Origin of the sequence: Ideonella alba (genome assembly GCF_018069845.1) — a bacterium.
GTDB lineage: Bacteria > Pseudomonadota > Gammaproteobacteria > Burkholderiales > Burkholderiaceae_C > Ideonella > Ideonella alba.
This window is the reverse complement of the sequence record NZ_JAGQDD010000004.1, coordinates 39,593-62,366: the sequence shown is the minus strand read 5'-3', so window position 1 is coordinate 62,366 and position 22,774 is coordinate 39,593. Positions and strand designations below refer to the sequence as shown.

The following is a 22,774-nucleotide window of genomic DNA, read 5'->3' as shown; positions in this document are numbered from 1 at the left end:
GGGCTCAGCCCTCGGCGGTTGGCTGCAGCCACGGCCGGTCGTGCTCGGCCAGGTAGTTCTCGCCCTCTTCGATGATGAAGTAGCGAAAGGCCTCGGCCGCAGGTGACAGCACCCGCGAGGGCAGGTGCACCACGTTCCAGGTGCGGATGACCGGCGTGTCTTCCACATGCACCAGCTCGATCTCGCCGGCCCGCAGCTCCAGCCCCAGCGTGTGCAGGCTCAGGAAGCTCAGGCCCATGCCGGCCATCACCGCCTGCTTGATGGTCTCGTTGCTGGGCATCTCCATGGCGATGCGCGGCTCCACGCGGTGGGCCTGGAAGAAGCGGTCCATCAGCGCGCGGGTGCCGCTGGCGGGCTCGCGCACGATCAGCGGGTAGTTGGCCAGCGCCGACACCGGCGGGTGGCCGCTGCGGAAGATCGGGTGCCGGGGCGGCGCCACGAAGACATGCGGGTGGGCGGCAAAGGGCTCGGCGCGCGTGGCCAGCTCCTTCGGCGGGCGGCCCATGATGGCCAGGTCCACCTCGGCGGTCGCCATCAGCGCCACCAGTTGCTCGCGGTTGGAGCTGACCTGCAGCTTCACCTCCACGCCGGGGTGCTCCTCCCTGAACCGGGTCAGCAGGCGCGGCACGAAGTACTTGGCGGTGCTGACCATGCCCACGGTCAGGATGCCGGTCTCCAGCTTGCGAAAACGGGCCATCGCCACATCGGCGTCCTTCAGCGTGGCCAGCAGGCGCTTGGCGTAGACCAGGAAGTACTCGCCGGCGGTGGTCAGGCTGACCTTGCGGCCCTGGCGGTCGAACAGCGGCAGCTCGATCGCCGCCTCCAGTTCCTTGACCTGCATGGTCACCGCGGGCGGGGTCAGGTGCAGGGCTTCGGCGGCGCGGACAAAGCTCAGGTGGCGCGCCACCTCCGTGAAAACCCGGAGCTGGCGGAAGGTCACGGTCTTCATTAAGTTCTCCTGAATCAGGAGCCAAATATCAATGAATTTACCTTAAACGACCGCGTTTCTACATTCGGTCCTCATCGGCCTGTCCACACCAGGCCCCCGCCAAGAAGTGATCCCAGGAGACCCGCCATGCCACTGTCCAACCGCAGCACGCTGACCCAGTACCTGATCGAGGAGCGGCGCCGCTTTCCCGGGGCCAGCGGCGCGCTCAATGCGCTGATCCTGGACGTGGCGCTGGCCTGCAAGGCCATTGCCCGGGCCGTGGCCTTTGGCGAACTGGGCGGCACGATGGGCGACGCCATGCCCAGCGTGCAGGCTGGCCAGGTCAATGTGCAGGGCGAGGTGCAGAAGCGCCTGGACGTGATCAGCAACGAGGTCTTCATCCGCCGCAACGAGTGGAGCGGCCTGCTGGCCGGCATGGCCTCGGAAGAGATGGAGCTGCCCTACCAGATCCCCGCCAGCTACCCGCGCGGCAAGTACCTGCTGGTGTTCGACCCGCTGGACGGCTCCAGCAACATCGACGTCAACGTGTCGGTGGGCAGCATCTTCTCGATCCTGCGCGCGCCCGACGACGTGATCAAGAGCGGCCGCGACGTGACCGAGGCCGACTTCCTGCAGCCCGGCGCCACCCAGGTTGCCGCCGGCTATGCGCTGTACGGCCCCACCACGATGCTGATGCTCAGCGTGGGCAACGGCGTGGCCGGCTTCACGCTGAACCCCAACCTGGGCGAGTTCATGCTGACGCACAGCGATGTGCGCGTGCCCGAGGACACCCGCGAGTTCGCGATCAACGCCAGCAACAGCCGCTTCTGGGAGCCGCCGGTCAAGCGCTATGTGGACGAATGCCTGGCCGGCGCCACCGGCCCGCGCGGCAAGGACTTCAACATGCGCTGGATCGCCAGCATGGTGGCCGAGGCGCACCGCATCCTGATGCGCGGCGGCGTCTTCATGTACCCGCGCGACATGAAGGACCCGAGCAAGCCCGGCCGCCTGCGCCTGCTCTACGAGGCCAATCCGGTGGGCTTCCTGATGGAGCAGGCGGGTGGGCGCGCCTCCACCGGCCGCCAGCCGGTGCTGGGCGTCAAGCCCAGCGGCCTGCACCAGCGCATCGGCCTGGTGTTCGGCTCGAAGAACGAGGTCGAGCGCATCGAGCGCTACCACCACGAGCCGGCCGCCAAGGAAAGCGCCAACCCGCTGTTCAGCGAGCGTTCGCTGTTCCGCGACTGACGCGCCGGCCCGCACCGCATTCGATTCACAGGAGACCCACCATGCACCACCGCCGTTGTTCACCGAGCCGGGCCGAGCGCCGGGCCGCCCCAAGCCGGCCCGCATCCCCTCGGGGGATCGGCCAACGTAACCGTTGGACGAGGGGCTGACATGTCAGAACGACATCCCATCATCGCCATCACCGGCTCCTCCGGTGCCGGCACCTCGTCGGTGACCCGCACCTTCGAGAACATCTTCCGCCGCGAGGCCGTCATCGCCGCGGTGATCGAGGGCGACAGCTTCCACCGCTACGACCGCCTGGAGATGCGCAAGCGCCAGGCCGAGGCCGAGAAGGCGGGCGACAAGCACTTCAGCCACTTTGGCCCCGAGAACAACCTGTTCCCCGAACTGGAGCAACTGTTCCGCAGCTACGGCGAAACCGGCACCGGCAAGCGCCGCAAGTACCTGCACGACCCCGGCGAGGCTGCGCCCTACAAGCAGGACCCGGGCACCTTCACGCCCTGGGAAGACCTGCCCGAAGGCACCGACCTGCTGTTCTACGAGGGCCTGCACGGCGCCGTGGTCACGCCCGAGATCAACATCGCCCGCCACCCCGATCTGCTGATCGGTGTGGTGCCGGTGATCAACCTCGAGTGGATCCAGAAGCTCTACCGCGACAAGAACGTGCGCGGCTACAGCGCCGAGGCGGTGACCGACACCATCCTGCGCCGCATGCCCGACTACGTGCACTACATCTGCCCGCAGTTCGCCCACACGCATGTCAACTTCCAGCGCGTGCCGGTGGTCGACACCTCCAACCCCTTCATCGCCCGTGACATTCCCACGCCGGACGAATCGATCTGCGTGATCCGCTTCTCCAACCCCAAGGGCATCGACTTCCCCTACCTGCTCAACATGGTCAACAACTCCTGGATGAGCCGGGCCAACACGCTGGTGGTGCCGGGGGGCAAGATGGAGCTGGCGATGCAGCTGATCTTCACGCCCTACATCTGGCGAATGATGGAGCGGCGCAAGCGCGCGCTCGGGGCGATCTAAGCCCCCCCGAAGCGTCCTGGCGGCCGCTTCCCCCCCGGGGCACCGCTGGCGGACCGGCAGAGCCGGATCCGCGGTGGTCGCTGGACACGATGACTGCGGACCGCGGGTGCAGCCTGTCGCTGTGCTGGTGGACAACTTCCTTCTCTCTTGGAGCCGGTGATGGCATCGAATTCTTCGGACCGTGTGGTCCGTGCGGACAATGGGCAACGCCATGTGCTGGCCAATGCGCTGCGCGCGCTGGCGATGGACGCGGTGCAGCAGGCCAACTCGGGGCACCCGGGCGCGCCGATGGGCATGGCCGAGATGGCCGAGGCGTTGTGGCACCGCCATCTGAAGCACAACCCCTCCAACCCGCAGTGGTGGGACCGCGACCGCTTCGTGCTGTCCAACGGCCACGCCAGCATGCTGCTGTACGCGCTGCTGCACCTCACCGGCTACCCGCTGCCGATGGACGAGCTGAAGAAGTTCCGCCAGCGCGGCAGCCTCACCCCCGGCCACCCCGAGGTGGACCACACGCCGGGCGTGGAAACCACCACCGGCCCGCTGGGACAGGGCATCACCAACGCGGTGGGCATGGCGCTGGCCGAGAAGCTGCTGGCCGACGAGTTCAACCGCCCCGGCCACACCCTCATCGACCACCGCACCTGGGTCTTCCTGGGCGATGGCTGCCTGATGGAAGGCATCAGCCAGGAAGCGATTTCTCTGGCGGGCGCCTGGAAGCTGGGCAAGCTGGTGGCGATGTACGACGACAACGGCATCAGCATCGACGGCGGTGTCACGCCCTGGTTTGCCGACGACACGGCAGCGCGCTTCCGCGCCTGTGGCTGGCACGTCATCGGCCCGGTCGATGGCCATGACGTGAACGCGCTGGACGCGGCCATCACCGCGGCCAAGGGTCAAAGTGCCCAGCCCACGCTGATCATCTGCCGCACCACCATCGGCAAGGGCTCGCCGGCCCGCGAAGGCACGGCCAAGGCGCACGGCGAGCCGCTGGGCACCGCCGAGATCGCCGCCACCCGCGAGGCCCTGGGCTGGAGCGCCGCGCCGTTCGAGCTGCCGGCCGATGTGGCCGCCCAATGGGACGCGCGCGGCCGCGGCGCCGATGCGGAAGGCGAATGGCGTGCGCGCTGGGCGGCCTACCGCAAGCTCTTCCCGACCGAGGCGCGCGAGCTGGAGCGGCGCATGGCCGGCGAGCTGCCGCTGGGCTTCGAGGCCGACTGGATCAGCACCGTGGCTGCGGTGCAGCAGCGTGGCGAGACGGTGGCCTCACGCAAGGCCTCGCAGCAGGCGATTGCCGAGCTGGGCCCGCGCCTGCCCGAACTGCTCGGCGGCTCGGCCGATCTCACCGCGTCCAACCTGACCGACTGGCCGGGCTGTGGCGCCGTGCGTGGCGGTGAGCCGGGCGGGCGCCACATCAACTACGGCGTGCGCGAGTTCGGCATGTCGGCCATCATGAACGGCATCGCGCTGCATGGCGGGTTCATCCCCTTCGGCGGCACCTTCATGACCTTCAGCGACTACAGCCGCAACGCCATCCGCATGGCGGCGCTGATGAACCGTCGCGTGGTGCATGTGCTGACGCACGACTCGATCGGCCTGGGCGAGGACGGACCGACCCACCAGCCGGTGGAGCATGCGTCCAGCCTGCGCCTGATCCCCAACCTCGACGTCTGGCGCCCCTGCGACGCCGCCGAGACCTTCGTCGCCTGGGGCCACGCGCTGATGAGCCGCAGCCGGCCCAGCGCGCTGCTGCTGTCGCGCCAGAACCTGCCGGCACAGCCGCGCACGCCCGAGCAGACCGCGGCCATCCGACGCGGCGGCTACGTGCTGTCCGACCGCCCGCAGCCGCGCGCGGTGATCGTGGCCACCGGCTCCGAGGTGGCGCTGGCGATGCAGGCGCAGGCGCTGCTGGACGAGCGCGGCGTGGCGGTGCGGGTGGTCTCGATGCCCTCGACCTCGGTCTTCGACCAGCAGGACAGTGCCTGGCGCCAGGCGGTGCTGGGCCGCCACCTGCCGCGCGTGGCGGTGGAGGCGGGCAGCAGCAAGCTGTGGGCGGCGTACGGCTGCCAGGCGGTGCTGGGCATCGACCGCTTCGGCGAATCGGCCCCAGGCCCCACCCTGATGAAAGCCTTCGGCTTCACCGCCGATCACCTCGCGGCCCTGGTGGCCGAGGAGATCGAGCGCGAGCCGCAGATCGAGCGATCTTCCAACTGACCGGGGCCCCGCCATGCGTTACAGCGTCATCACTTTCGACCTTGACGGCACGATGGTCGACACCGCCGACGAGATTGCCGAAGCGGCCAACCGCACGCTGGCCGAGTTCGGCGTGCCGCGCCAGGACCCGGCGATGATCACCGGCTTCATCGGCCACGGCGCGCGTCACATGATGATGCGGCTGATGGCCCATGTGCTGCTGGAGCAGCCCGAGCGCGCCGACACCTTGCGCCCCGATGCGGTGCTGGCCCGGCTGGACGCCCACTACGGCGCCACCGCGGGCCTCACCGCCAAGCCCTACCCGGGCTGCCGTGACGCGCTGCGCACGCTGCGCGAGCACGGCGTGCGCGTGGCCTGCCTGACCAACAAGGAACACCGCTACGCCACCAAGGTGCTGCGCAGCTGCGGCCTGGCCGACATGCTGGACTACGTGGTCGGCGGCGACCTGCTGCCACAGAAGAAGCCCGACCCCGCCGGCCTGCACCATGTGCTGGGCGTGCTGGGCGGCCAGACCCACCGCGCCGCCCATGTGGGGGATTCGCGCACCGACGTCGAGACCGCGCGGGCTGCCGGTGCCGAGGCCTGGGCCGTGCCCTGGGGCTACAACAGCGGCGAGCCGATCCAGCTGGCCCACCCCGACCGCGTCTTCAACAGCCTGCCCGAGATCGCCGAACTGGTGATCGAGGCCAACCGCGCCTGGGGCTATGCGCCCGCGCTGTCATGAATCCGCCTGAACTGACGAGACCCCACCCATGACCCTCAAGATCGGAATCAACGGCTTCGGCCGCATCGGCCGCATGGTGTTCCGCGCCGCCATCCAGAACTTCGCCAAGGACGTGCAGATCGTCGGCATCAACGACCTGCTCGAGCCCGACTACCTGGCCTACATGCTGAAGTACGACAGCGTGCATGGCCGCTTCAAGGGCGAGGTCTCGGTCGACGGCAACCACCTCGTGGTCAACGGCCAGAAGATCCGCCTGACCGCGGTGAAGAACCCGGCCGAGCTGGCCTGGGGCGACGTGGGTGCCGACATCGTCATCGAGTCCACCGGCCTGTTCCTGACCAAGGAAACCGCCGAGGCCCACCTGAAGGCCGGTGCCAGGAAGGTGATCATGTCGGCCCCGTCGAAGGACGACACGCCGATGTTCGTCTACGGCGTCAACGACAAGACCTACGCCGGTCAGGCCATCATCTCCAACGCCAGCTGCACCACCAACTGCCTGGCCCCGGTGGCCAAGGTGCTCAACGACAGCTTCGGCATCAAGCGCGGCCTGATGACCACGGTGCACGCCGCCACCGCCACGCAGAAGACCGTGGACGGCCCGAGCAACAAGGACTGGCGCGGCGGCCGCGGCATCCTGGAGAACATCATCCCCAGCAGCACCGGTGCCGCCAAGGCGGTGGGCGTGGTGATCCCCGAGCTGAACAAGAAGCTCACCGGCATGGCCTTCCGTGTGCCCACCAGCGACGTGTCGGTGGTGGACCTGACGGTGGAGCTGAACCAGGAAGCCTCGTACGCCGACATCTGCGCCGCGATGAAGGCCGCCTCTGAGGGCGCCATGAAGGGCGTGCTGGGCTACACCGAGGACAAGGTGGTGGCCACCGACTTCCGCGGCGAGTCCTGCACCTCGGTGTTCGACGCCGAGGCCGGCATTGCGCTGGACAAGACCTTCGTCAAGGTCGTGGCCTGGTACGACAACGAGTGGGGCTACTCGAACAAGTGCCTGGAGATGGCGCGCGTCATCGGGAAGGACCTGCGATGAAGGTGCTGCGCTTCGAGGACCTGGCGAACGACGGCCAGGCGCGTGGGCGGCGCGTCTTCATCCGCGCCGACCTGAACGTCCCGCAGGACGACGCCGGAAACATCACCGAAGACACCCGCATCCGCGCCTCGGTGCCCTGCATTGCGATGGCGCTGCAAGGCGGTGCCGCGGTGATGGTGACCTCGCACCTGGGCCGCCCCACCGAGGGAGAGTTCAAGCCCGAAGATTCTCTGGCCCCGGTCGCCCAGCGCCTGGGCGAGCTGCTGGGCCGCGAGGTGAAGCTGGTGGCCAACTGGGTGGACGGCGTGGCGGTAGAGCCCGGCGAGGTGGTGCTGCTGGAGAACTGCCGCGTCAACAAGGGCGAGAAGAAGAACAACCCCGAGCTGGCGCAGAAGATGGCCGCGCTGTGCGACATCTTCGTGCACGACGCCTTCGGCACCGCCCACCGCGCCGAGGCCAGCACCTACGGCATCGCCCAGTTCGCCAAGATCGCCTGCGCGGGCCCGCTGCTGGCCGCCGAGATCGATGCGATCAGCAAGGCCCTGGCCAACCCGAAGCGCCCGCTGGTGGCCATCGTCGCGGGCAGCAAGGTCAGCACCAAGCTGACCATCCTGCAAAGCCTGGCCAAGAACGTGGATGGCCTGATCGTGGGTGGCGGCATCGCCAACACCTTCATGCTGGCCGCCGGCCTGAAGATCGGCAAGAGCCTGGCCGAGCCCGACCTGCTGGGCGAGGCCACCGCGGTGATCGCCGCGATGAAGGCCCGAGGTGCCGAGGTGCCCATTCCTGAGGACGTGGTCACCGCCAAGGCCTTCGCGGCCGACGCGCCGGCCACCGTCAAGGCAGCCACCGAGGTGGCGGATGACGACCTGATCCTGGACATCGGCCCGAAGACCGCGGCCAGGCTGGCGGCGCAGCTCAAGGCCGCGGGCACCATCGTCTGGAACGGCCCGGTGGGCGTGTTCGAGTTCGACGCCTTCGCCAAGGGCACCGAGGCCATCGCCCGCGCGATCGCCGAGTCGGACGCCTTCAGCATCGCCGGCGGCGGCGACACGCTGGCGGCGATCGCCAAGTACGGCATCGAGCAGGACGTGGGCTACATCTCCACCGGCGGCGGCGCCTTCCTGGAGGTGCTGGAGGGCAAGACCCTGCCGGCTTTCGAGATCCTCAGCCGCAGGGCGGCCTGACACCCCATTCGCAACCAGGAGACTGCCATGGCACTCATTTCACTGCGCCAGATGCTGGACCACGCCGCCGAGCACGGCTACGGCGTGCCGGCCTTCAACGTCAACAACCTCGAGCAGATCCACGCGATCATGCAGGCGGCGCAGGCCACCGACAGCCCGGTGATCCTGCAGGCCAGCGCCGGTGCGCGCAAGTACGCCGGCGAGGCCTACCTGCGCCACATGGTGCTGGCGGCGATCGAGACGCACCCGGACATCCCGGTGTGCCTGCACCAGGACCACGGCGCATCGCCTGCGGTGTGCATCCAGGCGATCCGCTCGGGTTTCTCGAGCGTGATGATGGACGGCTCGCTGATGGAGGACGCCAAGACGCCGGCCAGCTACGACTACAACGTGAACGTCACCGCCAAGGTCTGCGAGATGGCCCATGCGGTGGGCGTGAGCGTCGAGGGTGAGCTGGGCTGCCTGGGCTCGCTGGAAACCGGTGATGCCGGCGAGGAGGACGGTGTCGGCGCGGTCGGCAAGCTCAGCCACGACCAGATGCTGACCGACCCGACCGAGGCGAAGGACTTTGTCGCGCGCACCGGGGTGGATGCGCTGGCGATTGCCATCGGCACCAGCCACGGCGCCTACAAGTTCACCCGCCCGCCCACCGGCGAGGTGCTGGCGATCGACCGCATCGCGCAGATCCACGCCGCCATTCCCCACACCCACCTGGTGATGCACGGCAGCTCCAGCGTGCCGCAGGAATGGCTGGCGATCATCCGCCAGTACGGTGGTGACATCAAGGAGACCTACGGCGTGCCGGTGGAGGAGATCGTGCGCGGCATCGCCAGCGGCGTGCGCAAGGTCAACATCGACACCGACATCCGGCTGGCGATGTTCGGTGCGATGCGCCAGCTCTTCGCCACCCAGCCGGCCGAGTTCGACCCGCGCAAGGCGCTGGCCGCGGCCACCAAGGCGGCGCAGGGCATCTGCCAGGCGCGCTTCGAGGCCTTCGGCTGCTCCGGCCAGGCCAGCCGGATCAAGCCGGTGGCGCTGGACGCCATGGTCCGCCGCTACCAGTGAGACGGGCATGCTGAAGGCCCTGCTGTGGGATGTTGACGGCACGATCGCCGAGACCGAGCGTGACGGCCACCGCGTGGCCTTCAACCTGGCCTTTGCTGAACTGGGCCTGGACTGGGGCTGGGACGAGCGGCGCTATGGCGAGCTGCTGCAGGTCACCGGCGGGCGCGAGCGCCTGCTGGCCGACATGCGCACCCGCGCCGATGCGCCGGCCAGCACCGCCGAGCGCGAGACCCTGGCGCTGCGCCTGCATGCGGCCAAGAACCGCCACTACGCTGCGCTGGTGACGCAGGGCCGCATCGACGCGCGCCCCGGCGTGCTGGGCCTGATGCGCGAGGCCGCGGCCGCCGGTCTGCGCCAGGCCATCGTCACCACCACCAGCCGCAGCAATGTCGACGCGCTGATGCCGCGCCTGCTGGGCGAGGACTGGCGGACCCTGTTCGAGGTGGTGCTGTGCGGCGAGGACGTGGCCCGCAAGAAACCCGACCCCGAGGTCTATGACCGCGCGCTGGCGCGGCTGCGGCTGGCGCCAGGGCAGGCGCTGGCGATCGAGGATTCCACCCCCGGCGGTCAGGCGGCGCAGGCCGCGGCGGTGCCGGTGATGCTGCGCCCCAGCGTCTACTTCCCGGCGCGCGAACTGCCCGAGGGCTGGCGTGGCTGGTTCTGCGGGCCGCAGCAGGCGCTGAGCGTGCCGGTGCTGCGCGAGCACCACGCGGCCTGCACGGCGCTGGCTCAGCGCGGGGTATAGACCGGCGCGCTGGCGCCAGTGGCCGGCGGCGGCACGGCCGGCCGGGCCGAGAGCACAGGCGGCGGCAGCGTGGGCGCCGCGGGCGCGGCCTGGGCGTTGCCGCCAGCCGCCTTGCTGACCCGGGCGCGGTAACCGTCGCTGACCACGGTGACCGCATCACCGGGCTGGAAGACCTCGGCGCCCTGGCCCTGCACGATCATGCGCTTGTCGCCGTTGCGCATCTGCAGCGTCAGCTCGATGCCGTTGCTGCGCGTGGCGTCGCGCTCGATCGCGTTGCCCAGCATCGCGCCGGCCACGAAGCCGACGATGCTGCCGACGAAGCCGTCACGGTAGCCGCCGATCTGTGAACCCGCGACACCACCCACCACCGCGCCGATGGCCGAGCCGCCGCCGCTCTGGTGGCCGTCAATGGTCACCGGGCGCACGGCCACCACGGTGGCTTCCTGCACCGATTGCAGGCGCTGGGTCTGGTAGACCGGCACCCGGTCCGGGGAGGTGACGACGCAGCCGCCCAGGGCAAGGGTCAGCAGGCTCAGCGGCAACAGGCGCGAAGGGTTCATCACGGGGCAACGATCCAGGGGGGTCTCGGGTTGACAGTGCCGATTGTCGGCGCGGGCGGGCATCGGGGGTGCTGCCCGAATGTCAAGGAATGTGTCGGCCGCCAGGGCCCCCCGCACATGGGGGGCCCGAAAGCTCGGCAGGCGCGGCATCTCGGGGTATTCTGGCCCACGCTGGCGACGCCCTGTGCCGCGCGGAGACCCGAGATGGCCGACAAGATCCTGACCGAAGCCGAGTGGAAGAAGTTTGCCAAGGGGCGCACCGTCAAGGACGCGGCCCTGCTCAAGGCCATGGCCGAGCTGGCCAAGGCCGAGCGCGCCGGGCCGGACGCCGTGCTCAAGGCCCTGGACGAGCTGGAGAAGCAGGCCGACGCGCTGGCCAAGGCCCACAAGGCCGACAAGGAGGTCGCCAGCCAGGTGGCCGACATCGGCAAGGCCGTGGCCAAGCAGCGCAAGCTGTCCGAGCAGGAGGCCAAGGCGGCCGCCAAGGCCCAGGAAGAGGCCGAGGACGACGAGTCCAGCCCGGCCCAGCTGACCACCAAGCTGATCCCGCTGATGCGCGAGGTCCGCAAGGGCAACCCGATGCACGCGCTGATCGCCTTGGGCGGGCCGCTGGCGGCGGTGCTGCTGTCACGCCGCCCGATCACCGCCAGCTCGCGCAAGCTGCTGGCCGGCGAGTTCGATGGCGGCAGCATCAAGTACTTCCCGGCGCAGTGCATCTTCGAGGCCAACAGCCACACCTTCGTGCTGGAGACGCTGCCCGCCGGCATCGCCAAGAAGCTGAAGGCGGCGCTGCTCAAGCAGACCGAGCAGCGCTACAAGGTGCGCGCCCGTGGCGCCGACCCGAACGAGGTGGACGACGACGGTGACCTGGTCGAGCCCGACGACCTGGCCGAGGACAGCGCCGATGCGCCGCGCTCGCGCGGCGAGGCGCTGGCCGCGCACGCCGACGACGAGCCCGACACGGGCGACACGGCGACGCGCGGAAGTTCCGACGGCGAGCGCACCGACACCCCCACCGATACCTCCCCGGACACGCCGTCCGACCCCGTGGCCGACCCGGAGCAGGTCCGCTTCGACGCCCGGCTGCGCGAGATGCGCGCCTCGATCGAGCGGTTCGCGGCCTCAGGCGTGGCCGAGGTGGCCAAGCTCAAGCCCCTGCTGGACTTCGCCACCGGCAAGGCCGCTGAAGGGCTGCACCGCGCTGCCCACCAGGGTCTGGACGCGGTGGCCAAGCTGATCGAGAAGGCGGCCCCCAAGGTCGGCGCCGAGACCGCAACCGCCGCGGGCGACGGCATGACCGGCTTCAAGTCCCGCATCACCGAGCTGACCGCGGCGCTGAAGACCGCGCTGGACGCCGGCCGCGACGGCGCTGCCGAGCAGCGCGCCCGGATGGCGCAGGCGGTGGCGGCCGCGGGCAAGCAGGCCTTCGACCAGGCCCATGGCCTGCTGGATGAGGTCGAGGCCTGGCTCGGCACCGCCGCGGCGTCGGCCGGTGGCGGCCTGGTGGCGCTGCAGCAGAGCCGGCTGGCCTGGGACGGCCTGCGCCAGCGCGTCAGCGACCAGCTGGACGCGCTGGAGCAGGCGGTGATCGAACAGGTGCGCGCCCACAACGCCGACGCCGACAACGAGGACGAGTTCGACGAGGCCGAACTCACCGCGGGTCTGCGCCGTCTGCACACCCTGCTTGATCGGCTCGACACCCGGCTGATCGACAAGCTCGACGAGGCCCTGTCGGCCAGCGGCGCCGACCGCCAGCAGCGCCACCGCGAGGCCCAGGCCATCGTCACCGAATACCGCAGCTTCGTCGGCTCCGACCCGCTGATCGCCCAGATTGACGCCAACGGCTTCCTCGACACCGCGATCCGCCGCGAGGCCGAACAGACCCTGACGCAGCTGGCCGAGCGCCTGCAGACCGCCTGACGATGCCTGGAGAGACCCTGCCATGAAGCTCACCGCGCTCCAGAAACAGTTCATCACCGGCCAGTTGGGTGTCCAGCCTCGCAAGCGCACCGGCCTGTTCAAGAGCACCGACCAGAAGACCGACGAGGCGATCGGCCAGGCCGCCGAGAACTACACCCGCCGCGAGGGCAAGGTCCTGAAGGACCTGGCCACGCTGGAGAAGTCGGGCGGCCTGGGCGGTCTGATCGCTAGCTTCGAGAACGAGGTCGGCCAGATCCAGAACCGCATCAAGGGCGCCTTGCGCGATGCGGGCGAAGCCGTGCTGCGCGAAGCCTATGAAGCCCTGGACGCGATCAAGCAGGCGGTGCGCAAGGAGGTCGACGCGGAGAAGGCCAACCCCGGCTTCGTGGCCAAGCGCGAGGCGGTCAAGCTCCTGCTCGACAAGCTGGATGCCCACGCCCAGGCGGCCCACGTCAAGCCCTGGACCGACCAGGCGCGCACCGACCATGCCGAGGCGATCCGCCTGAACGACGCCAAGCAGTACCCGCAAGCCACGGTCAAGATCGACGCCGCCAAGAAGCGCTGCGACGAGGCCCTGGTGGCGGCCGGCAAGTACAACGACTACCGCATCGCACGCGCCCCGGCCACCGGCACGCTCAAGACCATGGCGGGCATGTACGCCACTGCGGCCACCTACACCGGCTTCCAGGACAAACTCAATGCGGCCGATGCCAAGGCCACGCTGGCCACCGGCAAGTACGACGAAGCCATCGCCGCGGTCAAGAAGATCGCATCGGACATGTCGAGCACCCGCAAGACCTGGCTGGACGATGACCTCAACAACGCCATCACCGAATTGAAGAAGCCCCCCCAGGCGGACTTCATCAAGGACGACAGCCTGAAGAAGCTGCAGGACATGCTGGCGGCGGTGCCCGGCCAGGTGGCCTCGGGCGACTACGCGGCCTTGAACGTCGTCGATCGCGCCGCCCGGCGCGAGCTGCAGCGCGGCCAGGACATCAAGCAGCGCCGTGAGGCCTTCGTGCAGGCGCGCACCGCCGCCGTCCAGGCGCTGGCGCCGCTCAGGACCTGCGTGCCGCTGGCGGCCCGGGTGGGGCAGCTGGACACCCGGCTGAGCGCCGAGGCCGATCCGGCCGCGTCGATTTCGACCATGCGCTTCGAGGAGGCCATCTCGGTGTGCGATGCGGTGCGCACCGAGGCCCTGGCCCTGGCTCCTGCAGCCGCTTTGGCCACCGCCGTGGTCAACGACCTGGCCGGGCTCGACAAGCGGCTGGAGGTCCTGGACCAGCTGGCCGGCGCGCGCTGCCCGGCTGCCGCCCTCGAGACCCTCAAGGCACTGCGTCTGAAGGCGGGCGAGCGCGCAGCGCCGGACACGGCCGACTGGGCCGGCGCGCGGGTCTACATCACCCAGTTGTCCACCGAGATGGACAACGCCGAGAACCTGGCCAAGCAACTGGACGCCACCGCCGGCGTGGCCGACGCGGTCCAGTCGGGCGCCGACGTGACGGCCCTGGGCAAGGCCCTGGAACAGCTGCAGGGGGATGTGGCCAGGCTGGAGGCACCGCCGTTCCCGGACCTGTTGACCAAGGAACTCAAGACCGCGCGCACCCAGCTGTCGCAGGCGCTGAAGCTGCTCACCGAAGGGGCGGCGGACAAGGTGGGCGAGTTGATCGCCCTGGTCGCCCGCATCGTGGCCGACGGCTGGGTACGTCGCGAGCAGCAGCGCAGCGCCGACGAGGCGCTGACCTCGCTGCGCGAGCGGGTCAAGGCGCTGGAAGGCCAGACCAAGGCCGGCAGCTTCAAGGCCCTGGCGGGCAAGGCGGGCGAGCTCAAGGCCGAACTGGCCAAGGCCGAGAAGGCGCACAAGGGTGGCGACGCCACCGCCACCCAGACCGGCATCGCCAGCACGCTGGCGCTGGCCGGCGAGATCGACCGCTGGGTCGAGGACATCAAGGCCTTCGATCTGCGTGCCACCGACCTCGGCCAGCGCAGCCAGGACGCCAAGTCCGCAGGCGCCGACGTCAAGGCCATCGACGCCCTGCTGAAGAAGGCCGCCGAGGCGCTGGCCAAGCTGGATCTGGCGGGGGCGCGCAAGCACCACGACGACGCCGACGCGGAGCTCACCACGCTGCGCGTGCAGTCGCTGGCCAAGGCCAACCCCGATGACCCGGCGGTGGTGGCGCAGGCCGAGGCCCTGCTCAAGTTGCCTGGCGGCGACAAGAAGCTCGACAGCTTCGTGCAGACGCTGGGCAACGAGGCCGATTTCGGCCTGATCTGCAAGCTGGCCGAAAAGCGTTTCGGCATTCAGCTCGATGAGCGCACGCGCACCGCACCGGGCGATGCCACGACCTCGGGCGAGGCCGGCGCCAAGACGGTGTCGGCCAAGGGCATGTGGGAGGCCCTGGCCCAGGTGCCCACCGGCCATGCCAAACAGCCCAGCCTGAAGAAGGTGACGCTCGACAAGCCCAACAGCGATGGCGGCGCCTACAACTGGGCTGACAAGGCCATCACGATGGATGGTCGCCCCGACGACGGCAAGACCGAGAACTTCGACCACGACACCCGGATGAAGGCACTGGGCCACGACAACCAGGACGAGTACGCGCCGATCGACGACACCGGCAAGAACCTGTTCAACATGACCGCCCTGCACGAGATCGGCCACGCGGTGGATGATCGCCTGGGCTTCATGAACGGCAAGATGGGCCAGGCTGCCTTTGGCGGGTGGCGGGTCTACACCGACCTGACGCCGATCGCCCAGGCGGTGGCCGCGGCCAAGCAGTTCGACGAGGGCTTCGTGCGCCAGCTGATCAACGGCCAGGAGCCGGCGCCGGTGGTGATGCCCGCGGACTACCCCGGCGGGGCCGAGAAATGGGCCAAGGCGCGCCAGGCGGTGCTGGACTGGCACCAGCTCGCCACCAAGGGAAACATCTGGTACAGCTACGCCAAGTCGAAGGCGGCGGCGATCGGCGACGACGTCTACCAGGAGGCCTACGCCAACAACTGGGTCAGCTACAAGCTGGCCGAGCGGGCCAAGGGGGTCACTGGCTACCAATGGCGGGCGCCCGGCGAATGGTTCGCCGAGGTCTACATGTGCTGGCACGGCGGCAAGCTCGACAAGGCCAAGCACCCGTTCAAAGACTGGCTGAACGCCCTCTGAGGTCCGCATGTCGATCTTCCGAACCCTCACAGCCCACTGCTCCGCCTGCGGCGGGGCGGTACCCGTGGATGTCGTCCTCAGCGTCAATGCCGACCGCCGGCCGGACCTGCGCGAGGCCATCCTGGACAACAGCTTCCAGATGCGGCGCTGCCCCGGCTGCGGCAGCGAGACCCGGCTGGCCCCGCAGTTCCACTACCTGGACCAGAAGCGCGGCCGCTGGATCGCCGCCTGGCCGCGCGAGCGCCTGGGCGACTGGGAGGCCGCGGTCGAGGAATCCCACCAGGCCTTTGACGAGGCCTTCGGCGCGGCGGCGCCGGCAGGCGCGCAGGCCATCGGCCGCGAGCTGTCCTGGCGTGTCACCTTCGGCTGGCCCGCGCTGCGCGAGAAGGTGCTGCTGGCCGGCTCCGGCGTTGACGATGTGCTGATCGAGATGGTCAAGCTGGCGCTGATCCGCGCCGGCGGGCCGGCGCCCCTGCTGTCGGCCGAGTTGCGCCTGCTGAACCTGGCCGATGAGGAGCTGGTGTTCGGCTGGCAGGACAACGAGTCCTCGGTCGTGGTCGGCTGGCGGCGCGCGCCGCGCGCGCTGCTGGCCGAGATCGACGCCGATCCGGACTGGGTCGAGATGCGCGGCCGCATCGCCCAGAGCCCCTTTGCCGATGCCACCCGGCTGTTCATGCCGGCGGAGGTCTGACGATGCCTGACCGTGATCCCGCTGCAGGCGCCCGATGGCGCCGACGAGACCTGCCCGCCGTCCTGGCTGGTCTGTCCGGACTGATGTCCGCCTTGCCCTCGAAGGGAGCCCCCGCCGTGCATGAGATTCCGCTGCTGCTGGTCGTCGAGCGCCTGACGGTGTCCAACCAACTGAGCGTCAATGGCCTGCCGCTGCGCTGGTTCGCGGCGGTGGAGGCCGGCATGGGCGGCCAGGCCAGCGTGCTGGGCCGGCCGCTGGCCCGCTACGCGGTGCTGCATCCGTATGCGCTGCGCCCGCGTGGCAACCTGCTGCGGCTCGACCTGGGCGCGGTGGGCGACGTGCCGGCGCAAGTCGACCTGCGCCCGGCGATGATGCGCTTCACGCCCGGCCAGCCGCGGGGCACGGTGTATCCGCTGACCGAGCTGGGGCGGCTGTCCCGCAGCGTGGGCGCCGGCTCGGCCGCCCAGCGGCTGGAGCTGGCCTTCGACTGCCCGGGCCTGCCGGCCTGGGACTGGGTGGACGCGCCGCTCATCGACGACACCCCGGCGCGGCGTGAGAGCCTGCAGGCGGCCGTGCAGGCGGTCTGGGAAGGCTTGTACCGGGCCGGCAGCGGCACGCCGCCCACGGACTGGGTGGCCTCGGTGCGCGCCAGCACCGCTGACTTCCAGCGCGCCAGCGCCCTGGGCGGCCGGCCGGCCTGGGCACTGGATCGCCTGCTGGAGGTGGCCACCCGGCTGCAACTGCCTGGCGACGAGAGCCCGGAGCAGTTCGTGCGCAGCCTGGAGCGGCCTTCGGGTGGGCGTGACAGCCGCGACGATGCACCGACGGTCGCCGACCTGCCAGCGCGCCTGCCCAACGGCCAGTGGCCGCCGCGTGTGCAGCTGCGCTATCTGTCGGTCTTCGGGCCGCTGACGATGCAGACCATGGCGCAGGGGCGTCTGGCACGCCTGACCGACGCCCACGGCCAGTCACTGATCCAGTTCCAGAGCAACTACCCGGACGGCCCGCGCGGGCGCCCGGAGACGGTGCGCCTGGCGGTGGATCCGCTGTTCCGCCTCAACGCCCGTCAGCAGTGGGAACTGGCGGCGCTGTACCCGACCAGCCTGGCGTCGATCGTGATGACCGACGACTGGCCGCACCAGATGCTGGACAAGCTGCCCTACTGACGAGCCTGTGCCCGGCCCTGCGGGTGCGCAGGGCGGGTCAGCGTTGGCCGGGACAGCCACGGCAGGGCCCGCAGGCCCGGTGTGTCAAGGCAGGACCCGAAGGCCCTGTGTGTCAAGGCAGGACCCGAAGGCCCTGCGTGTCACTTGCGGACGTGGTCGAGCGCCACCGGCGCCACATAGCCCTGCTGAGCGGCGCGGGTCTCGTAGACGGCGGCCTGCGAGGGCTGGCCTTCGCGGCGGAAGAACAGCGCCAGCTCATACGAGGCGTTGTCGCTGCCCAGCTGCGAGGCCAGCTGCAGCCAGCCCACGTAGCGGTGCGGGTCGGCCACCGCGTGGGCGCTGCCCGGCTGGTAGCGGCGCGCCATGCGCAGCGCGGCGTCGGCATTGCCCAGCGCGGCCTGGCGCAGGTCCTGGCGTTCGCCCGGGTTGTTGCCGGCCACGAAGGCGCTGCGTTGCAGCAGCATCACGTTGGAGCGCAGCAGCTGCGCGGTCCAGGCGGCCTTGCGGCGGGTGTCCCAGGCGTCGGCGATCGCATCGTCACGCTCTTCAACGGCCAGCAGGCGGTCGGCGATGCGCACGATGTCGGCCGGCCAGGTGGCGGCATGCATCTGCTGGCGCAGGTCCTCGCGCGGCGCGGTGGCTTCATTGGCCAGCGTGGCGGTGGAACCCAGCGCGATGAGGAGGGCCAGCAGCAGCCCGGAGGTCTTGTTCACGATCACCTCTTCCGTTGAGCGAGTGTCGCTCCCAACTTCGGCCATCGGCAGCGGAACTTGAGCCGCTGGGGTCGCCCGGACCGGGGCCCTGACGCCCGGCGGGCCGCCTGGCTCATACGGCAGTTTGACCCCAGACAAGTGATTTGTCACGCACCACTGCGTGATCGATACCACGATCGTGGGTGGGCGTTAGCGCACGATGTCCAGGCGGATCTCCGCGGCACCATAGCGCGCGCAATCGGGCGTGCTGCAGTTGCGCGCCCGGCCGACCAGCGGCGACACGGTGCCCGCCTCCTGCACCACGCGCTGCAGCGTGCCGGCGTCGGTGGGCAGGCTCAGGTAGCCACCTTCCTCGCGGCCACCCCAGGTGGAGAAATCACGCTGCTCGGGGGTGACGATCACCAGCAGGCGGGTCGGCCCGGGCGGGTCGCCGATCGGAATGCGGTCGGGCGGCAGGCGCAGCGGCTTGCCGGCCACCACCGGAATGCTGCGGTGCAGGCTGTCGGGCAGCAGGCGGATCAGGCTGTTGTCCGGACCCAGGGCGAGCACGGTGGCGAAGCCGTTCTGGCTGGACCGCAGACCGAAGACCAGGTCGTCGCGGTCGATCTTGAGCGTGGTCTTGGGCGCACTGGCAGACACCTGGATGTCGGCGTGGGACTCGCGCAGCACGCGGTCGAACTCGCTGGCGATGCTGAGGCTGGCCTGGGCGGCCGGCGCGGGCGGCGTGGCCACCGGGGTGGCGGCCGGGGTCGTCTCAGGCGCGCTGGCCACGGCCACCGGCGGCGGTGGTGCAGGGGTGGCCACGGGGTCGATCGGGGCGGCGCTGGCGGCCGCGCTTGGTGCGGGGGCCGGCGCCGGCGACCGCCCCAGCGCCAGGTAGCCCACGGCGCCCAGCACCGCCAGACCGGCCACGCCGGCGCCCACCCACAGGCCCATGCCGCGCTTGGCCGGTGCCGGCGCGGGGGCGCTGGCGGGGCTGGCTCGGCTGGGGGCCGGCGCGGAGGGCATCAGCGTGACACCGGCGCCGAAGCTGCCCGCCTCACCCAGGCCCAGATCGGCCCGGAAGGCGTCGATGGAGGGCGTGCGCTGGTCCGGCAACACGCCCAGCGCCTTGTCGATCGCGGTGAGGAAGGACTCACTGTACTGGCCGGCGTGGGTCTGCGCGATGGGCTTGTAGCCATCGGTGACGATGCGGCTGACCGACGGCGGCGGCGTGCTGCCGGTGATCGCGTAGTAGATCGACGCGGCCAGCGCATAGACATCGGTCCAGGGCCCCTGCTTCAGGTCGGGCGATTCGGCGTACTGCTCGACCGGCGCGTAGCCCGGCTTCAGGATCACGGTCAGCGCCTGGGTCATGTCGCCGATCACACGGCGGGCGGCGCCGAAATCCAGCAGCAGCGGCCGCTCGCTGCCGGCCAGCAGGATCACGTTGTCGGGGGCGATGTCGCGGTGGAAGCAGTTCTCGCGGTGGATCACCGCCAGCGCCTCGGTCAGCGGCGCCAGCAGGGTCATCAGCCAGGTTTCGTCGGGGGCGCTGCCGTGGTTGCGCAGCCAGTCCTTCAGCGTGATGCCCTCGTAGAAGGGCATCACCATGTAGGCGGTGCCGTTGGCTTCCCAGAAGCGGTAGACCTTGACCAGCGAGGGGTGGTCGAACTGGGCCAGCAGCTTGGCTTCGTTGATGAAGCTTTTCATGCCGGCGGCGAAGGTGTCCTGGTGCCGCTGCGACTTGACCTGCACCTGGGTGGCGCCCACCCGCATGGCCAGCGAGGAGGGCATGTACTCCTTCAGCGCCACGCGCCGCTCCAGCGAATGGTCCCAGGCCAGGTAGACGATGCCGAAGCCGCCTTCGCCCAGCACGCCGGTGAGCTCGAACTCGCCCAGGTAGGTGCCGATGGGCAGGTTGCTGCCGCCGTCCTGGGGGGCGGGTGCCGGCGCGGGGGGCGCGGCCGGCGTGGGGGCGCTGGACGCCCCCACGGGGCGGATGACGGTGCGGTCGTCGTCGTCGGAAGGCAGGGTCATGGACGAGCGGGCAGTTGGGGGCGAGCGGCGGCGTGCCGATTGTCACGCTTCAGGCGCACAATCGACGCCCGGCGCTGCGTCGGGCGTGGACGTCCCCACTTTACGGGGGGGTCGTCAACGCGGATTAGCGTTGGATTGTTTTAGCATTTCACAGTTGATCACAAATGCCTGTCCTGCGGGGCGGCAGCATCCCGAACTGGGGGTCCCCGATGAAACAAGTTGCTCGCGGCGTGCAGCGCTCGCTGCCCGTGCTGGCCTGGCTGGCCGCCGCCGTGCTGTCGCTGCCTGTCCAGGCCGCGGAAGGCAGTGTCGAGCTGGGTGCCGGCGTGCCGACCGTGAAGGACGTCGAGCAGGGCCTGTTCCCCGACGATGTCTGTGAAGACCTCAAGGCCAGCGGCTTCAAGTGCATGGGCTTCAAGCCGCCGGTGCGCTTCGTGCTGCCCACCACCTCGTTCCAGGTCGGCTCGTCCGCCTTGCCCGATGGCCTGAAGAAGCAGCTGGATGTCTTCGCCCAGGTGCTGAAGGGCAAGAGCGGCTCGGCGCGCGCGGTGCGCATCGAGGGCCATGCCGACGCCTCGGGCACGCCGGAGGTCAACGAGGCGCTGTCACTGCGCCGTGCCGAGGCCGCGCGCGATTACCTGGTCAGCAAGGGCGTGTCGCCTGAGCTGCTCAAGCCGGTGGGCATGGGCAGCAAGGCGCTGGCCGTGGGGGACCAGCCGATGTCGCCCAAGAACCGCCGCGTCGAGATCGGGCGCGAACAGCCGCCCCAGTCCCCCTGACCGCCGACCGGCCAGTCCCTGAACCCGCTTGATTCGATGGTGATTCCGATGCGTGCTGCTGCTTCTCTCCTCCGCTGTGCTTCCGTGGTCCTGGCCCTGGGCTGTGTGGGGGTACAGGCATGGGCCGCCGATGACGGCGTCGAGCTGGGCAACAAGGTGCCCAGCGCCACCGACATCGAGCAGGGCCTGTTCCCGGACGACGAGTGCGAGCAACTGAAGGCCGCGGGCTTCAAGTGCATGGGCTTCAAGCCGCCGGTGCGCTTCACGCTGCCGGCCGCCACCTTCAAGCTGGGATCGGCCGAGCTGCCCGACGTGCTGCGTCAGCAGCTGGACGCCTTTGCCAACGTGCTGCGCAACCGCCGCGCCACCGACCGCAAGGTGCGGGTGGAAGGCCACGCCGACGCCTCGGGTGACATGGCTGCCAACCTGGAGTTGTCGCAGCGCCGCGCCGATGCCGCCAAGCAGTACCTGGTCGACAAGGGCGTGAACCCCGACCTGGTGATGGCCGTGGGCATGGGCGCCAAGCAGCTGAAGGACCCGCGCAATCCCAATGCGGCCGAGAACCGCCGCGTGGTCATCGGGCGCGAGCAGCCCTGAGGGGCTGCCCGCCGCCGGGCCTTACATCGACCGGTAGATCGTCCAGCCGGCCCAGCCGTAGAACAGCAGCGGCATCACGACCAGCACGATCCGGTCGATCTTGAAGGCCAGCTCCTCGCGGCCGGTCACCTCGAACTTCAGCGCAATCGCTGAAATCAGCAGGCTCACGAAGATGAAGGCCAGCGCCACCATGTGCATGTGGTCGGCCAGCGTCATCACGCCGGAGTCGGGCACCGAGCCGGCCGCCACGAAGGCGCTGGCCGCCACCGCGAACAACGAGCCCACGCCCATGCCGAAGCGTGCATCCAGGTCGGACGGCTTGACCATGAAGGCCACGAAGGCCACAGCGGTGGCCAGCAGCACCGTGCTCAGCAGCTTGAAGGCGCTGCCGAAGGTCTGACGGTCCAGGTCCAGCGCGAACGAGAAGCGCGAGAAGTCGGACCGCGCTTCCGACGACAGCGACGGGTCGCCGTAGTTGCTGTGGTAGGTCATGGTGCTGACCTGGGTGGCGAAGTTGCTGGGCACCCAGCCGGCAATCGTCATCTCGTCGCCCAGGCGCGAATTCGGCTTGTCGTCGACGAACACCATGTCATCGGCGCCCAGATTGCTGTCTTCGATCGCGATCTTGATGCGGTGGCGGTCGAAGGGGTAGCTCACCAGGTCCCAGGGCTCGTTGATCGTGGCCACGATGCGGGCACTGGCGTAGTGCTCACCGTTGACGACCTTCTCGACGACGCTGGACTTGTCCTCGATCTTGCCGTTGACCAGCTCGAAGCTCTCCAGCGGCTTGTAGTCCTTCAGCGCGTCGGTCTCGCGCCAGCGGAACCAGATGAAGAAGTCCATCGTGTACTTGTTGGCCCGGAAATCCAGGTCGCGCACTTCCTTGACATAGCTGCCGATCGTCACCGGTGACGGTGCCGCCTGGGCCGTGGGTCCGAACAGCAGCCCCGCCAACAGGGCGAGCAAGGCATACCAACGCATGAACATCCT

General features: G+C 69.8%; 19 protein-coding genes. 14 read left to right on the top strand and 5 right to left on the bottom strand.

Going from position 1 to position 22,774, the window contains the following annotated elements; genetic code table 11:
* Nucleotides 1-4: 4 nt before the first annotated feature.
* The gene (locus KAK03_RS07940) at nucleotides 5-949 is read right to left on the bottom strand and encodes a LysR family transcriptional regulator (RefSeq protein WP_210853132.1); all 945 of its coding nucleotides are present in this window, start codon (nucleotides 947-949) and stop codon (nucleotides 5-7) included.
* Between the two features lie 126 nt (nucleotides 950-1,075).
* Between KAK03_RS07940 and KAK03_RS07935 the strand changes: the two genes are divergently transcribed.
* The 8 genes from KAK03_RS07935 to KAK03_RS07900 all read left to right on the top strand — a co-directional run bounded on the left by KAK03_RS07935 (nucleotide 1,076) and on the right by KAK03_RS07900 (nucleotide 10,182).
* Nucleotides 1,076-2,173, top strand: a complete 1,098-nt coding sequence (locus KAK03_RS07935) for a class 1 fructose-bisphosphatase (protein WP_210853130.1) — start codon at nucleotides 1,076-1,078, stop codon at nucleotides 2,171-2,173.
* A gap of 150 nt (nucleotides 2,174-2,323) precedes the next feature.
* A complete protein-coding gene (locus tag KAK03_RS07930) occupies nucleotides 2,324-3,208 on the top strand; it encodes a phosphoribulokinase (protein ID WP_210853128.1) in 885 nt (294 codons plus the stop codon).
* A gap of 159 nt (nucleotides 3,209-3,367) precedes the next feature.
* Nucleotides 3,368-5,422: a transketolase gene (gene tkt, locus KAK03_RS07925; RefSeq protein WP_210853126.1), complete on the top strand. Its 2,055-nt coding sequence runs from the start codon at nucleotides 3,368-3,370 to the stop codon at nucleotides 5,420-5,422.
* Nucleotides 5,423-5,435: 13 nt separating this feature from the next.
* Entirely contained in the window at nucleotides 5,436-6,146 is a 711-nt protein-coding gene (locus tag KAK03_RS07920) for an HAD-IA family hydrolase (RefSeq protein ID WP_210853124.1), read from the top strand.
* Nucleotides 6,147-6,174: 28 nt separating this feature from the next.
* A complete protein-coding gene (gap, locus tag KAK03_RS07915) occupies nucleotides 6,175-7,185 on the top strand; it encodes a type I glyceraldehyde-3-phosphate dehydrogenase (protein WP_210853122.1) in 1,011 nt (336 codons plus the stop codon).
* A complete protein-coding gene (locus KAK03_RS07910; protein ID WP_210853120.1) occupies nucleotides 7,182-8,372 on the top strand; it encodes a phosphoglycerate kinase in 1,191 nt (396 codons plus the stop codon). Before gap ends, KAK03_RS07910 begins: the two co-directional genes overlap by 4 nt.
* A 27-nt stretch (nucleotides 8,373-8,399) precedes the next feature.
* Entirely contained in the window at nucleotides 8,400-9,437 is a 1,038-nt protein-coding gene (gene fba, locus KAK03_RS07905; RefSeq protein ID WP_210853118.1) for a class II fructose-bisphosphate aldolase, read from the top strand.
* Nucleotides 9,438-9,444: 7 nt separating this feature from the next.
* Nucleotides 9,445-10,182, top strand: coding sequence for an HAD-IA family hydrolase (locus KAK03_RS07900; RefSeq protein ID WP_210853116.1), 738 nt, complete (start codon nucleotides 9,445-9,447; stop codon nucleotides 10,180-10,182).
* Here the strand turns inward: KAK03_RS07900 and KAK03_RS07895 are convergent.
* On the bottom strand, nucleotides 10,167-10,742 hold the full coding sequence (locus KAK03_RS07895; RefSeq protein ID WP_210853114.1) for an outer membrane lipoprotein: 576 nt from the start codon (nucleotides 10,740-10,742) through the stop codon (nucleotides 10,167-10,169). The two genes, KAK03_RS07900 and KAK03_RS07895, sit on opposite strands and share 16 nt — an antisense overlap.
* Nucleotides 10,743-10,946: 204 nt before the next feature.
* Between KAK03_RS07895 and KAK03_RS07890 the strand changes: the two genes are divergently transcribed.
* The 4 genes from KAK03_RS07890 to KAK03_RS07875 all read left to right on the top strand — a co-directional run bounded on the left by KAK03_RS07890 (nucleotide 10,947) and on the right by KAK03_RS07875 (nucleotide 17,676).
* Nucleotides 10,947-12,662, top strand: a complete 1,716-nt coding sequence (locus KAK03_RS07890; RefSeq protein ID WP_210853112.1) for a hypothetical protein — start codon at nucleotides 10,947-10,949, stop codon at nucleotides 12,660-12,662.
* A 22-nt stretch (nucleotides 12,663-12,684) separates the two neighbouring features.
* Nucleotides 12,685-15,819, top strand: coding sequence for a hypothetical protein (locus KAK03_RS07885; RefSeq protein ID WP_210853111.1), 3,135 nt, complete (start codon nucleotides 12,685-12,687; stop codon nucleotides 15,817-15,819).
* Between the two features lie 7 nt (nucleotides 15,820-15,826).
* A complete protein-coding gene (locus KAK03_RS07880) occupies nucleotides 15,827-16,510 on the top strand; it encodes a CpXC domain-containing protein (protein ID WP_247661016.1) in 684 nt (227 codons plus the stop codon).
* Between the two features lie 116 nt (nucleotides 16,511-16,626).
* Nucleotides 16,627-17,676 carry a hypothetical protein gene (locus KAK03_RS07875; RefSeq protein ID WP_210853107.1) on the top strand — a complete coding sequence of 350 codons (1,050 nt, stop codon included), beginning with the start codon at nucleotides 16,627-16,629 and terminating at the stop codon, nucleotides 17,674-17,676.
* Between the two features lie 140 nt (nucleotides 17,677-17,816).
* On the opposite strand, the gene KAK03_RS07870 is transcribed toward KAK03_RS07875, so the two are convergent.
* Complete coding sequence (locus tag KAK03_RS07870) at nucleotides 17,817-18,389, bottom strand: SEL1-like repeat protein (RefSeq protein ID WP_210853100.1); 573 nt, start codon at nucleotides 18,387-18,389, stop codon at nucleotides 17,817-17,819.
* Nucleotides 18,390-18,578: 189 nt separating this feature from the next.
* Nucleotides 18,579-20,408 carry a serine/threonine protein kinase gene (locus KAK03_RS07865; protein ID WP_210853098.1) on the bottom strand — a complete coding sequence of 610 codons (1,830 nt, stop codon included), beginning with the start codon at nucleotides 20,406-20,408 and terminating at the stop codon, nucleotides 18,579-18,581.
* A 209-nt stretch (nucleotides 20,409-20,617) separates the two neighbouring features.
* On the opposite strand from KAK03_RS07865, the gene KAK03_RS07860 reads away from it, so the two are divergent.
* Complete coding sequence (locus KAK03_RS07860) at nucleotides 20,618-21,187, top strand: OmpA family protein (protein ID WP_210853096.1); 570 nt, start codon at nucleotides 20,618-20,620, stop codon at nucleotides 21,185-21,187.
* Between the two features lie 84 nt (nucleotides 21,188-21,271).
* Entirely contained in the window at nucleotides 21,272-21,784 is a 513-nt protein-coding gene (locus KAK03_RS07855) for an OmpA family protein (RefSeq protein ID WP_210853094.1), read from the top strand.
* Nucleotides 21,785-21,805: 21 nt separating this feature from the next.
* On the opposite strand, the gene KAK03_RS07850 is transcribed toward KAK03_RS07855, so the two are convergent.
* Nucleotides 21,806-22,771 (bottom strand): ligand-gated ion channel, encoded by a 966-nt coding sequence (locus tag KAK03_RS07850; protein ID WP_210853092.1) that lies wholly within the window; start codon nucleotides 22,769-22,771, stop codon nucleotides 21,806-21,808.
* Nucleotides 22,772-22,774: the final 3 nt, after the last annotated feature.

Excerpts from the sequence above, each read along its gene's own strand:
- KAK03_RS07940 (WP_210853132.1), bottom strand. The coding sequence starts at position 949 with ATGAAGACCGTGACCTTCCGCCAGCTCCGGGTTTTCACGGAGGTGGCG.
- KAK03_RS07935 (WP_210853130.1), top strand. The coding sequence starts at position 1,076 with ATGCCACTGTCCAACCGCAGCACGCTGACCCAGTACCTGATCGAGGAG.
- KAK03_RS07930 (WP_210853128.1), top strand. The coding sequence starts at position 2,324 with ATGTCAGAACGACATCCCATCATCGCCATCACCGGCTCCTCCGGTGCC.
- tkt (WP_210853126.1), top strand. The coding sequence starts at position 3,368 with ATGGCATCGAATTCTTCGGACCGTGTGGTCCGTGCGGACAATGGGCAA.
- KAK03_RS07920 (WP_210853124.1), top strand. The coding sequence starts at position 5,436 with ATGCGTTACAGCGTCATCACTTTCGACCTTGACGGCACGATGGTCGAC.
- gap (WP_210853122.1), top strand. The coding sequence starts at position 6,175 with ATGACCCTCAAGATCGGAATCAACGGCTTCGGCCGCATCGGCCGCATG.
- KAK03_RS07910 (WP_210853120.1), top strand. The coding sequence starts at position 7,182 with ATGAAGGTGCTGCGCTTCGAGGACCTGGCGAACGACGGCCAGGCGCGT.
- fba (WP_210853118.1), top strand. The coding sequence starts at position 8,400 with ATGGCACTCATTTCACTGCGCCAGATGCTGGACCACGCCGCCGAGCAC.
- KAK03_RS07900 (WP_210853116.1), top strand. The coding sequence starts at position 9,445 with ATGCTGAAGGCCCTGCTGTGGGATGTTGACGGCACGATCGCCGAGACC.
- KAK03_RS07895 (WP_210853114.1), bottom strand. The coding sequence starts at position 10,742 with ATGAACCCTTCGCGCCTGTTGCCGCTGAGCCTGCTGACCCTTGCCCTG.
- KAK03_RS07890 (WP_210853112.1), top strand. The coding sequence starts at position 10,947 with ATGGCCGACAAGATCCTGACCGAAGCCGAGTGGAAGAAGTTTGCCAAG.
- KAK03_RS07885 (WP_210853111.1), top strand. The coding sequence starts at position 12,685 with ATGAAGCTCACCGCGCTCCAGAAACAGTTCATCACCGGCCAGTTGGGT.
- KAK03_RS07880 (WP_247661016.1), top strand. The coding sequence starts at position 15,827 with ATGTCGATCTTCCGAACCCTCACAGCCCACTGCTCCGCCTGCGGCGGG.
- KAK03_RS07865 (WP_210853098.1), bottom strand. The coding sequence starts at position 20,408 with ATGACCCTGCCTTCCGACGACGACGACCGCACCGTCATCCGCCCCGTG.
- KAK03_RS07860 (WP_210853096.1), top strand. The coding sequence starts at position 20,618 with ATGAAACAAGTTGCTCGCGGCGTGCAGCGCTCGCTGCCCGTGCTGGCC.
- KAK03_RS07850 (WP_210853092.1), bottom strand. The coding sequence starts at position 22,771 with ATGTTCATGCGTTGGTATGCCTTGCTCGCCCTGTTGGCGGGGCTGCTG.